This is a genomic window from Streptomyces pathocidini (genome assembly GCF_001418495.1).
In the GTDB taxonomy this organism is placed as follows: Bacteria; Actinomycetota; Actinomycetes; order Streptomycetales; family Streptomycetaceae; genus Streptomyces; species Streptomyces pathocidini.
In genome coordinates this window covers 1-11380 of record NZ_LIQY01000600.1, presented here as the reverse complement: position 1 = coordinate 11380, position 11380 = coordinate 1, and the positions used below count along the sequence as shown (strand labels likewise).

Genomic DNA, 11380 nt, shown 5'->3' with positions numbered 1-11380 from the left:
GGGCGGTCCAGTCGGCCGGCTCCAGCAGACCGGTTTCGACGCGGGTGGGCGGGGACCACGGCGACGGCCCGCCGCCATCTCCTGCGCCTGAGCCGCCGTCCGCGCCTGCGCCGTTGGCTCCGTCCGCGCTCCAGACCCGGACGCGGACCGTGGCCCGCTCCCGCGACCGCAGCGGCCGCCCGGGCCACGGAACGAGCACGGACTCGTCCGAATCGACCCTGCCGGAGGTGGCGAGCGGCGCGCCCTCCTCGTCGAGGAGTTGGACCTCGTACGCGCCCTGCCGCCAGCCCTCGGCGTCGGTCTCCGTGCGCCAGCTGAGCCGGGGGCGAGGTTCGCCGATGCCGAAGGGGTCGCGGTGGTGCTCGACGGTGGGGGCCTGGACCGCTGGGTGGGATGCCATCCGGGAGCTCTCCTCGGCGTTCGTGGAACGTTCTCCGAATTGAAACGACTCAACCGTGGGGGTGCGGGAGGCGAGCGTCAAGACCGCGAGCCGAGGTGCCGCGTGCGGCGCCGATGGTGCCGACCGTGCTCCTCGGCCACCACGACACGGCCGAGGAGCACGACTTCGTCGTGGACGCGGACGCCGCGGGCGCGGGGCTCGCCGTCGACCATCTCGTGGCGCTGGGCCACCGCCGGATCGCCCTGACCTCCACCGAGGGCTACCGGGGCAGCGGCTGGTTGGACACGGGCCCAACTCCGGGGTGACCGCGAGGCGATGCGCCGCCACGGCCTCGAAGACCCCTACCGGCTCCCGAACCGGTGACCCCGGATAAGCCGGCGGCGACTCCGGCCGTTCAGGCCGGTTCGGGACGACCACCCCCGGTCAGTCGCTCGTGAGCCGGTCAATCGCTCGTGAGGATGGCGAGTTGCCGGGTGGCTCGGGTCATGGCGACATAGTGGTCGACCGCCCCCTCGATGCCCTCGCCGAACTCCTCCGGGTCGATGAGGACCACCAGGTCGAATTCCAGGCCCTTCGACAGTTCCGGGGGCAGTGATCGGACCCGGGGCGTCGGCGGCCGGTATGCGGGATCGCCGATGACGCAGGCGACGCCCTCGGCGTTCGCGGCGAGCCAGGTGTCGAGGATCGAGTTCAGGTCCGCCGCGGATCCGTGGACGACGGGGATCCCGCCGCTGCGGATGGAGACCGGCACGTTGGCGTCCGGGAGCGCGGCCCGGATGACCGGCTCGGCCTCCGCCATGATCTCCTCCGGCGTCCGGTAGTTGATGCTCAGGGACGCCAGGTCGATCCGGTCGAGCCCGACCTGCTCCAGCCGCTCCCGCCACGACTCGGTGAACCCGTGCCGGGCCTGGGCGCGGTCGCCGACGATGGTGAAGCTCCGGGACGGGCACCGGAGCAGCAGCATCTGCCACTCGGCGTCGGTCAGTTCCTGGGCCTCGTCCACGACGATGTGCGCGAACGGGCCGGCGAGCCGGTCCGGTTCGGCAGCGGCCAACGCGCTCTCGTCGACCAGGGCGTCGTGGAAGTCCTCGCCGCGCAACATCGTCACCAGGCCCGTCCCGTACTCGTCGTCGGCGACCTCGATCAGGTTGTCCACGACCCTGGCCATGCGCTCGCGCTCGGCGGCCACGGTGGCGGCGTGCCGGCGCTTGCGGCGTGACGCCTCCGGGTCGCCGAGCCGCTGCCGGGCCGCGTCCAGGAGCGGCAGGTCGGACACCGTCCAGGCCTGGGCGTCCGCGCGCCGCAACTTCTGTACGTCGTCGGGGCCGAGCCAGGGGGCGCACATCCGCAGGTAGGCGGGTACCGACCACAGGTCTCCGACGAGGTCGGCCGCTTCGATCAGCGGCCAGGCCCGGTTGAAGGCCGTGAGCAGCTCCCGGTTCTGCCGCAGTGACTTGCGGAGCAGGTCGGGTGAGGCGTCGCCCTCGTGCTTGTCCACCAGGATCGTGAGCAGCTCCTCCCAGACCTGGTCGCGCGCGTCGTTGTGCGGAGCGCCTTCCGCCGCTTCGAACGCCTCGGCCCAGTCGCCGGCGCTCAGCCAGAGGTCGGACCAGTGGGTCGTGACCGCCATCCCCTCGGTGGGCGGCTCCTCGTAGAACCTGACGGCCTTCTCGATCGCCTTCACCAGATCCGCGGACGACTTCAGCCGGGCCACGTCCGGGTCGGCCTCGACCGCCGCTGCGGCCCCCTCGGCTACGAGGTCCCGCAGGGTGCAGGTCTGCACGCCCTCCTCCCCGAGGCTGGGGAGGACGTCGGCGACGTAGTTCAGGTAGGGCCGGTGCGGACCGACGAACAGCACGCCGCCCCGGCGGTGGCCCAGGCGCGGGTCGGAGTAGAGGAGGTAGGCGGAGCGGTGCAGGGCGACGACGGTCTTCCCCGTGCCCGGGCCGCCGTCGACGACGAGCGCGCCGCGGGACCCCGCGCGGATGATGGCGTCCTGGTCGGCCTGGATGGTGCCGAGCACGTCGCGCATCCGCGGCGACCGGTTGCCGCCCAGGCTGGCGATGAAGGCGGACTGGTCGTCGAGCGCGGCCTGCCGCTCCAGCCCGTCGGCGGTGAACATCTCGTCCCAGTAGTCGCTGATCCGCCCGCCGGTCCAGCGGTACCTGCGGCGGCTGGCCAGCCCCATCGGGTTGGCGTGGGTGGCGCCGAAGAACGGCTCGGCCGCGGGGGAGCGCCAGTCGACCAGCAGGCGCCGGCCCGTGCTGTCCGTGAGGCCGAGCCGTCCGACGTACACGGGCTCGGGGCCGTCCCCGCCGACCATGTGTCCCAGGCACAGGTCCAGACCGAAGCGGCGCAGGGTGCGCAGGCGGGCGGTCAGCCGATGGATCTCGATGTCCCGGTCCATCGCCTGCTGCCCGATGCCGCCGGGTGCCCTGCGCTCGGCGTCGAGGCGGTCGGTCAGATCGGCGATCGACTCCTGGAGGCACGTGGCGATGGCCGCGAAGTGCCGCTCGTCGTCGGCGATCAGCTTCGGGTCGGCCTTGTAGGAGAGGCGGTCGGGGAGGTCGAAAGCGCGGGTGGTCAGGGGAGTCATGTCAACGGCCCTCGATCTGCGGCCGCTCGCGACCCGGCAGGTTCTCCCGCGACCGCACCGTGAGTGCCACCGGCGGTGCGACGTCCCCGCGCGCCCCATACATCGACAAAAGCGTATGCACTGCGCACATCACCTATTTCCCTCAGTTCCGGCTCAGGTCGATGATTGTGCGGTACGACGGGGGCCTTGCCGCAAGGCCCCCCATGCGCTATATGTTGAAAGTGGCAAGGAGTGGATGGCTTCCTTGCCCTTTCTTTTGCCCGCAGTCTTGCGGTCCGCCTTCGCGGTCTGTCTTTGCCGCCCGCCTCGCCGTCTGCCGAGGACGGACAGGCGTTGCCGTCTGCCGAGGACGGCAGAGGCCTCTCGCGAGGCGGTGTCGCACCGCGTGCGGGAGCGCAGAGGCCAATGCTCACTGGCGCTCCTGGGGTCGACCGTCTACGCGTTCCGGACCGCGTTCACCAGCCCGGCGACGAGCCCGGCCCGCTCGGGCATGGCCGCGATCACCACGTACTCGTGGTCGGCGTGGGCGCCGCCGCCGACTGCTCCCAGGCCGTCGAGAGTCGGCACTCCCAGGGCGGCCGTGAAGTTGCCGTCGCTTCCGCCGCCCACTGACACCCCTCCGGTACCGGGAAGCAACTCCTCGGCCAGCGCGAAGAGTTCGGCCGACGCCGACTCCGGCATCGGGGGTCGGCCCACGGCGCCCCGCACCGTGATCTCCGCACCCTCGAGACGCGGAGCCAGCGCGGCAAAGGCGGACTCGACGCGTTCCTTCTCATCCGCCGTCTCGACCCGGACGTCGACGACGATGGCCGCCCCGCAGGGACGACGTTGTCCAGGGTCCCCGCGGGACGCGATGGGCCGCCAGCGTAATCGTTCGCCGTGGTGGCGAGGTTCCGGGCCTCATGGTGATGCGAGGGCATGGCTGGGGGGCATTCGGGAGGCGCGTACGGCGGGCCACAGGCCGGCGGTGGCGCCGACCATCAGGGTGGCGGCCAGTCCTCCGGCGATCACCGGTGCCGGAATGTCCGGAGGCCAGCCCTGCCAGAGGGCGTATCCCAGTGTGCCCGCGATGCCGAGCGCCGTTCCGCCCGCGCCGCCCAGGGCGGAGAGCAGCACCGATTCCGTCAGGAACTGGGTACGGATCTGGGCGCTCGTCGCGCCCAGGGCGCGACGCAGTCCGATCTCTCCCCGGCGTTCCAGCACGGCGATGATCATCGTGTTGGCGACACCGACGCCCCCGACGAGCAGGGAAACGGCCCCGAGACCCAGCAGCAGCGCCGTGAACGTCTCCTCCGCGGCGTGCTTGGCGGCCAGGGCGTCCGAAGGCCGGGAGACGGCGACCGCGTTCGGCGCCGCCGGATTCGCCGACCTCGGCAAGGCCTCGCGGATCTTGTCGATGAAGCGCTCGTCGACCCGTACGTACACGCTGGTGGGGTGGCCGTCGAAGCCGAGGTCCCGTTCGGCGGTCTGCCGGCCCACGAGGGCGGCGTTGTCGAGGTCGGGCGTGAGCGGCGCGGGGGCGAGGATGCCGATGACGGTGAACCACTGCTCGCCGAGCCAGACCCGGTCACCGGCCTGGTGGATGCCCAACCGCCGGGCCGCATCGGCGCCGAGGACGGTCGTCGGGTAGGCGGCCTGCCCGGAGTCGAACCAGGAGCCGGCAGCCTGCTTCAGCCCGAGCGTTCGGGGGAGGTCCGCAGAAGCGCTGAGGACGGTGATGGCGTTGGATTCCGCGGCCGGTATCCGGTCGTTGCGGTAGACCTTTGCGTCCTTCACCTCACCCGTCGACGCGGCGTCCGTCACGCCCTCCACGCGCCGGACCATGGCATCTGCCTGCCGGGGCATCGGCGCCCCGCTCCCGAACTGGGAATCGGTGCCGACCGTGAGGACATTGGTCCCGAGCGCCTTCAGCCGTTCGTCGAACGCCTTCTGGCTGGATGCGGAGATGCCGACCACGCACACCATGGCGGCGATGCCCAGCGCGATGCCGAGGGCGGAGAGCACCACGCGCAGGGGCCGCGCCCGAAGGCCGCCACCGGCCACGCGGAAGGTGTCGGCAGGGCTCAGCCGGGCGGACTTCAGGCGGGGGGATGTCCTCATCGGGCGGCCACCGCCCGCGGGGCGTCCGCCACGATGCCGCCGTCACGGACCTGGATCCGCCGCGGCAGTCCGGCCGCGAGTTCCTGGTCGTGGGTGATCACGGCGATCGTGGTGCCGGAGGCGTTGAGTTCCCGCAGCAGCTCCACCACGGACGCTCCCGACACGCTGTCGAGCGCGCCCGTGGGCTCGTCCGCCAGGAGCAGCCGTGGTTCGCCCACCACCGCCCGTGCGATGGCGACCCGTTGGCGCTCTCCTCCGGACAGCTGGTGGGGGAGATGGCCGATGCGGTGGCCGAGTCCCACGCGCCGGAGCGCTGCCTCGGCCCGCTCGCGCCGCCGGCCGCGGCCCGTGCCGGAGTAGAGGAGCCCATCGGCGACGTTGTCCAGGGCGGTGACCCCGGGGGCGAGGAAGAAGTGCTGGAAGACGAAGCCGATGGTGGTGGCGCGCAGGGCGGACAGGGCTTGGTCCGGCAGCTGTGTGACGCTGTGGCCCGCGATGCGCACCACCCCGTGGGTCGGCCGGTCCAGGGTGCCGATGAGGTTGAGGAGCGTGGATTTTCCCGATCCGGACGGTCCGACCACCGCCACGAGTTCGCCCCGCTCGATGCGCAGGGAGACTTCCGTCAGCACTTGGACGCCGCCCGGATAGACGTGGGTCACCCGCTCCAGCTCGACCAGGGGCTCCGCCGCCGCGGCCGTGTTCTCATCCGTGCCCGTCTTCTCCTCGGTGCCCGTCATGGCGCCGCCACCTCGACCTTCGTGCCCTCGGCTACACCCTTGCCGGAGATCTCGACCCTGCCGTTGGCGAACAGGCCCGTGGACACCGGCACCACGGTGGTCTTTCCGCCGTTCCTCACGACCCGTACGCCGTAGCCGTCGCTGCCCACCGCGAGAAGTGCGGTGACCGGGACGTTCAGCACTTTCTCTTTCTTCTCGCCCACCAGGCTCACCTTCACGGGTGCCTGGCTGAAGGAACCGGCGCTGCGCGGGGGCAAGGTGATGTCCACGTCCAGGCCGTCGCTGCCTCCTGAGCCGTCGCTGCCCCCGGAGCCGCCACCCGAGCCCGTACCGCCTTGCCCTGCCCCGCCACCGCCGTCGTCTCCACTGGCGCGCGAAGTCAACGCCGCCACCTTCCCGTTGACGCGCCTGCCGTCCGGAAGGGTCACGGTCGCGGGTGCGCCCTTCCTGGCCGCGCCGCGGTCCTTGGCGTCGAGCTTCGCCCGCACCTGCTGCCTGGTCGAGGTGGTCGTCAGCACGGTCGCGCCGGGCTCGATCCGGCCGCCGTGGCCGACCTTGACCTGGCTCACCCGGCGCTCGGCCGGTGCGAACTCGACCTGGCCGAGGGAGACTTCGCCGGTCACCCGCAGACCGCGCTGTTGCTGCCACCGTTTGACGGCGGCCTCTGTGCCGGTGCCGAACGTGCCGGAGGTCTCCACCCCGGTGTAGCCGAGTGCCCGCAGGTTGCTCTGCAACTGCCGGACGTCCGGCCCTTTGGCGCCGCGGCTCATGGCGCGCCAAGCGGGCAGATCGCCGTACATCAGCGTCACCGGTGCGTTGTCGACCGAGTAGAGCGTCTTGCCGCGCTCAATGACGGAGCCCGCGTCCGGGGCGGATGTCAGGGTCCCCGCGACACGACCGGTGGTGTCCTGCGGGTCGGCATACCCGAGCCCGCCCTGGACCTGCTTGATCACGACAAGGTCCGAACGCTCAACGGCGACCGTGTCGACCACGGAGCGGTCGGCCGCCGAACGTGCCGGCGCGGAGGAGGCGGTGGTGGCCCAGATGTAGCCGCCGCCTCCCACCAACAGCGCGACGGCGATCGACGTGACCACGATGGCCGCGCGGCGCGACGGAGAGCGCTTTCCGCCCGGGGTGGGCGGTGTCTCCGGGCCGGTGGTGGAAGCGGCTGAGGGCATTTCGCAGACGCGCGCCATCACTGGTTCCCCTGGCTGGTGCGCGCTCCGCACTTCTCGAACGCCTGGGCCTGGCCCGGCCCGCCCTGCGGAAAGTTGAGCGTCCCGGTCTCCGGGTCCGGATCCGCTACGTCGAGCCCCTGCTTCCGCAGGCATTGTGCGAGCTTGAGCATCTTCTTGGTCTGCTCGGGGTCCTTTTTGGGCAGGAGCCCGGCCTTGTCCAGGATGCGGCTGCAATCCTGGGCCGCATCGCTAGCCTGGCTATCCTCCATCTTGATCGTCCCGTCGTCGGGCATCTCGACACCGTTTTCGCGCATGCACCGGGCGTAGTCGCGGGTCGCCTGATTCGAGTCGTCGGACGGTGCCGAGTCTGCGGTTCCCGATCCACCGCCGCATGCGCTCAGCGTCATGACGAGGGCCGCGACGCCCATGGCGGCCTGCCGAAAGTACGTTGTCCGCATCAGTTCTCCCCATTGGTGTTCCGCGGCCGGATGTGCCGGCCATTGATCCCAGAGGAACACAATGTGCTTTGCAGGTGGATAAGGAAGAGTGATCGGGAACGGCTCTTATTTTTCTGCCAGTCGACCGTGATATAAAGGCGGAATCCAAATGTTGAGTGAGAAGGGGGGACGGCCGTGCGCGTTCTGATCGCGGAGGACCATGCGGTCGTCGCACGATTCGTCGCCACCGGCCTGCGGCGCGAAGCCATGGCCGTCGATGTCGTGGACAACGGCGACGACGTTGAGCACATGTGCCTGCTCCACGCCTACGACGTGCTCGTTCTCGACCGCGACCTGCCGGGCACGCACGGGGACACGGTGTGCCGCAGTCTCGCGACTTCGGCCGACAGGCCGCGGATCCTCATGCTGACCGCGGCGACCGCGGTCGAGGACCGGGTCGCCGGACTGGGCCTCGGAGCGGACGACTACCTCACCAAGCCGTTCGCCTTCGCCGAACTCGTGGCCCGCATCAGAGCGCTGGCTCGAACGGCGCCCTCCCCACGAAAAGGATGCCTGCGGTGGGTTGAAACGGAAATGGACCTGGACCGGAGAACTGTGGCACGGAACGGGCGGGTTATCGCTCTGACCGCCAAGGAATTCGACGTCCTGCACCTGTTGATGTCCAGGCGCGGCGCACCCGTACGCCATGACGAACTGCTGGTGCGCGTCTGGGGCGAATTCCCCGGCGTACGGACTTCCGCCGTCCACAGCACCGTCAGCAGGCTGCGGCGCAAACTCGGCCAGCCGCGGGCCATATCCGCCGACGACGGTACCGGCTACCGGTTGTGCGGCCCGTGACCCGCGTGCTGCGCCGCCGGGCCGCCCGACACGTACGCCGGATACCCATCCGGGCCCGACTCGCCGCGTCCATCACCGCCTTGTTCGTCCTGGCCGGGGCCACGCTCCTCACCGTGGTCGTCACGCTCACCCACCGCGGCACGGAGGACGCTGTCAAAGGCGATGTCGTGCCCCTGGACAGCCTCCCCAAGGGGACTGCCACGTCGCTTCCGCACGTGAGTGCCCCTGCGCCCCAAGGCCAGGGCAGCACCCTTCCCACGCGCGTGGTCACACAGACAGCGCTGGAGCAGATGCTCACCTGGTCCGCGATCGGGCTGGTGCTGCTGTCTCTCGTCGTCGGTGTGGCCAGCTGGCACCTGGCCCGGCGCGCGCTGCGCCCGGTCCGCGCGGTGACGCTCACCGCCCGCCGCATCGGCCAGGAGAGCCTGCACGAGCGCACCGGACTGCGCGACGCGATGGATCGGCCGCACGACGAGGTCCAGGAACTCGCGTACACCTTCGACGAGATGCTCGGGCGGCTCGAGCGCTCCTTCGAGACCCAGCGCCGCTTCGTCGCCAACGCCTCGCACGAGCTGCGTACGCCCCTGACCGCGGCCCGGTTGTGCCTGGAAGTGGGGCTGGGCGACGAGGTGCCGGACCACGTGGCCGAGGTCCGCGAGACCGCCCTCACGATCAACAAGCAGGCCGGGGAGCTGATCGACTCCCTCCTGATCCTCGCCCGCGGCGACAGCGGCATCGAACTCCCCGTCGAGGTCGCACTCCATGAGGTCGTGGCGCTCGCGTACGCGGAGTCGGACGCCGCGGCGGACAAGGCCCGTATCGACCGTCGATGCGTCCTGGAGGAGACGTCCGTCAGGGGAGACCCTGTGCTCCTGAAGCATCTCGTGACCAATCTCCTGGTCAACGCCGTCCGCTACAACCACCCAGGCGGCACCCTCCAAGTCACCCTGCGGGACCTCGCCTTGACCGTCACCAACACCGGCGAACGCATCCCGGGCGAACGCGTCCCCGAACTGACGCAGCCCTTCACCCGCGGCACCACAGACCGCACCGACAACCGCGGTCATGGCCTGGGCCTTTCCATCGTCCACTCCATCGCCCTGGCCCACCGCGCGGACTTGACCATCGAGGCGAACGAAGCCGGGGGACTGACGGTGCGAGTGGCGTTTCCCGAGCCGGGCGGACCCTGACGGGGCGCAGGGGGCTCGACATGGCCAACCGCTAGGCGCTGTTCTGGACCTCCGAAGACCGCAGCGCCGTCAGGACCGCCGGCGACGTGGCAGCTGCCCATAGATCTGAGCCCGCGGCGAGATCCGGGTCGACGACACCATCCGCGCCCGCGAGGACACCCGAGCCGACGACTGCATCCGCTCCCGCGACAACGCCTGCGTCTGCGTCTGCGACAACGCCCGCGTCCGCGGCAACGTCCTCCCCGCCCGCCAACCGCCGCGCGACGTGCTCCGCCTCCGGCGGCTCGTGTTCCGGGCTCAGCAGGTCCAGCGTCAGCGCCGCCGTCCAGCTGAAGTCGCGGACGCCGCGGCCCTCGCCGCTGTGCGGTTCGACGTACTCCGCGAAGTCCGTGGTGCGCGCCGCCCGGAGGAACGCCTCGCGCAGCGCCTCCGCCTCCGCGTGCTCGCCGAGCCGCAGCAGGCCGCGGTGGAAGAGCCACGCCATGTTGAACCAGCTCGGCCCTCGCCAGTAGCGGCTGCCGTCGAACTTCGGCCCCAACAGGTCGTAGCTGGGCAGCAGTTGGACCCTGCCCAGGCCGAAGTGCCCGCCGCGGGCGGTCCGCAGCAGCGCGCGGGAGACCTCGTCCGGCAGGTCCGGCAGGATCAGCGGGACCAGGCCCGAGACCGTACGGTCGCCGCCCATGCGCCCGGTCAGCACGTCGCGGCAGACGAAGATCCCCGCCTCGGGGTCCCACAGCCGCGCCACCAGGGCGCGGGTGACGTGCCCCGCCCGGCGCCGGTGCTCCTCGGCTGCGGCCGGGTCGCCGATCGCCTCGGCGATGGACGCCAGCGCCCGCTCGGAGGCGGCCAGCAGCGCGTTGAAGCACGGGTCCTCGACGGCGAAGGCGTGCGGGGTGCGCGCGTCGTCGTAGCCGTGGTCGCGGTAGTCGGACGCCAGCCGTACGTACCGCCCGTAGTCGATGCCCGTCGGGCGGTCCTCGGGCGAGCCGTGCGCGAGGTCGGCGCGGCGGTACGAGCCCTCGGGCGCGGGCTCGACGCGGCTCAACGGGTCGTCCCAGCCGGGGCTGTTGTCCAGGCCGGGCTCCCACGGGTGGACGACGGACGCGAGCCCGCCGCCGCCCAGGTCACGCGCCTCGGCCAGATACCGGTGCCAGGCCGCCAGCCGCGGGTGGACCCGCTCCAGGAAGCCGCGCCGCCGCGACTCCGCCGGGTCGGCCAGGTGCACCAGCCAGGCCGCCAGCGCGTGCACCGGCGGCTGCACGATGCCCGAGGTCTGTGTCCCGGCCGGCGCGCCCGCCGCGCGGCCCGCCTTGGCGGAGCGCCAGAAGTCGGGGCTCGGGAAGTAGGCGTCGAGCGGCACCGCCGGGTTGAACGCGATGTGCGGGATCCGCCCGTCGCCCCACTGCGCGCCGAGCAGGGTCTCCAACTCCCGCTGCGCGCGGCGCGGGGAGACGTGCCGCAGCCCGATCGCGATGAACGCCGAGTCCCAGCTCCACTGGTGGGGATACAGCGAGCGGGAGGGGACGGTGGACGCCCCCGTCCAGTTGCCCAGCAGGACGCGGGCGGCCGCGCGCCGCAGCGAGGCCCGGCCCTCTCGCCCCGCTGTCGCCCGCGCCGAGCGCGTCTCCAGGAGCTTCGCGGTCACGCGGCGGCCCGCCGCAGGAACCCGGGGACGGACCGGACGGCCTCGACGGGGTCGCCGGTCAGCCGGCACTCGGCGGTCAGGAACCCCTCGTACCCCGCTGTCGGCGACGAGCCTGCGGAAGGTCTGCTGGAGCTGCTCGACGGTCCACCGGCCGGACAGCGGGGGCGGAGGGTGCGGACCGCGCCGTAGGACCCGGCCGTGGCAGGCCGTCCGTCGAGCGCGTCGGGGGCGGTGGCGTC

Annotated in this window: 11 protein-coding genes and 1 pseudogene; 3 read left to right on the top strand and 9 right to left on the bottom strand. The window is 71.8% G+C overall.

Annotation, left to right across the window (positions count from 1 at the left end):
- Window positions 1–400 (bottom strand): glycoside hydrolase family 78 protein (locus tag AOK16_RS23370; RefSeq protein ID WP_055474121.1); only part of this gene is annotated, 400 nt, incomplete at its 3' end.
- A gap of 95 nt (window positions 401–495) precedes the next feature.
- Here AOK16_RS23370 and AOK16_RS23365 point away from each other — a divergent pair.
- Window positions 496–705 carry a hypothetical protein gene (locus tag AOK16_RS23365; RefSeq protein WP_169790944.1) on the top strand — a complete coding sequence of 70 codons (210 nt, stop codon included), beginning with the start codon at window positions 496–498 and terminating at the stop codon, window positions 703–705.
- Between the two features lie 137 nt (window positions 706–842).
- Here AOK16_RS23365 and helR read toward each other — a convergent pair whose 3' ends face one another.
- The 6 genes from helR to AOK16_RS27520 form a co-directional block, all read right to left on the bottom strand.
- Window positions 843–2996 carry an RNA polymerase recycling motor ATPase HelR gene (gene helR, locus AOK16_RS23360; RefSeq protein WP_055474119.1) on the bottom strand — a complete coding sequence of 718 codons (2154 nt, stop codon included), beginning with the start codon at window positions 2994–2996 and terminating at the stop codon, window positions 843–845.
- 435 nt (window positions 2997–3431) lie between these two features.
- Window positions 3432–3704, bottom strand: a complete 273-nt coding sequence (locus AOK16_RS23355; RefSeq protein WP_398717992.1) for a M20/M25/M40 family metallo-hydrolase — start codon at window positions 3702–3704, stop codon at window positions 3432–3434.
- 192 nt (window positions 3705–3896) lie between these two features.
- Window positions 3897–5096 (bottom strand): ABC transporter permease, encoded by a 1200-nt coding sequence (locus AOK16_RS23350; protein WP_055474118.1) that lies wholly within the window; start codon window positions 5094–5096, stop codon window positions 3897–3899.
- Window positions 5093–5833, bottom strand: a complete 741-nt coding sequence (locus AOK16_RS23345) for an ABC transporter ATP-binding protein (protein WP_055474117.1) — start codon at window positions 5831–5833, stop codon at window positions 5093–5095. Before AOK16_RS23345 ends, AOK16_RS23350 begins: the two co-directional genes overlap by 4 nt.
- The gene (locus AOK16_RS23340; protein ID WP_169790943.1) at window positions 5830–7011 is read right to left on the bottom strand and encodes a peptidoglycan-binding protein; all 1182 of its coding nucleotides are present in this window, start codon (window positions 7009–7011) and stop codon (window positions 5830–5832) included. Before AOK16_RS23340 ends, AOK16_RS23345 begins: the two co-directional genes overlap by 4 nt.
- Before the next feature lie 17 nt (window positions 7012–7028).
- The gene (locus tag AOK16_RS27520; protein ID WP_055474115.1) at window positions 7029–7469 is read right to left on the bottom strand and encodes a hypothetical protein; all 441 of its coding nucleotides are present in this window, start codon (window positions 7467–7469) and stop codon (window positions 7029–7031) included.
- Window positions 7470–7643: 174 nt separating this feature from the next.
- Here AOK16_RS27520 and AOK16_RS23330 point away from each other — a divergent pair, with 174 nt between their 5' ends.
- Together AOK16_RS23330 and AOK16_RS23325 are read left to right on the top strand one after the other, a co-directional pair.
- Window positions 7644–8306: a response regulator transcription factor gene (locus AOK16_RS23330; RefSeq protein WP_055474114.1), complete on the top strand. Its 663-nt coding sequence runs from the start codon at window positions 7644–7646 to the stop codon at window positions 8304–8306.
- Complete coding sequence (locus AOK16_RS23325) at window positions 8303–9496, top strand: HAMP domain-containing sensor histidine kinase (protein ID WP_240483718.1); 1194 nt, start codon at window positions 8303–8305, stop codon at window positions 9494–9496. Before AOK16_RS23330 ends, AOK16_RS23325 begins: the two co-directional genes overlap by 4 nt.
- Before the next feature lie 31 nt (window positions 9497–9527).
- Here the strand turns inward: AOK16_RS23325 and AOK16_RS23320 are convergent, their stop codons facing one another.
- The gene (locus tag AOK16_RS23320; protein ID WP_420865398.1) at window positions 9528–11141 is read right to left on the bottom strand and encodes an MGH1-like glycoside hydrolase domain-containing protein; all 1614 of its coding nucleotides are present in this window, start codon (window positions 11139–11141) and stop codon (window positions 9528–9530) included.
- A pseudogene (locus tag AOK16_RS28775) lies at window positions 11138–11380 on the bottom strand (hypothetical protein); the annotation flags it as partial. The pseudogene AOK16_RS28775 and the gene AOK16_RS23320, both read right to left, overlap by 4 nt.

What these genes read in the sequence shown, in the direction of transcription:
- helR (WP_055474119.1), bottom strand. Translation starts at nt 2,996, where the DNA reads ATGACTCCCCTGACCACCCGCGCTTTCGACCTCCCCGACCGCCTCTCC.
- AOK16_RS23345 (WP_055474117.1), bottom strand. Translation starts at nt 5,833, where the DNA reads ATGACGGGCACCGAGGAGAAGACGGGCACGGATGAGAACACGGCCGCG.
- AOK16_RS23340 (WP_169790943.1), bottom strand. Translation starts at nt 7,011, where the DNA reads ATGCCCTCAGCCGCTTCCACCACCGGCCCGGAGACACCGCCCACCCCG.
- AOK16_RS23350 (WP_055474118.1), bottom strand. Translation starts at nt 5,096, where the DNA reads ATGAGGACATCCCCCCGCCTGAAGTCCGCCCGGCTGAGCCCTGCCGAC.
- AOK16_RS27520 (WP_055474115.1), bottom strand. Translation starts at nt 7,469, where the DNA reads ATGCGGACAACGTACTTTCGGCAGGCCGCCATGGGCGTCGCGGCCCTC.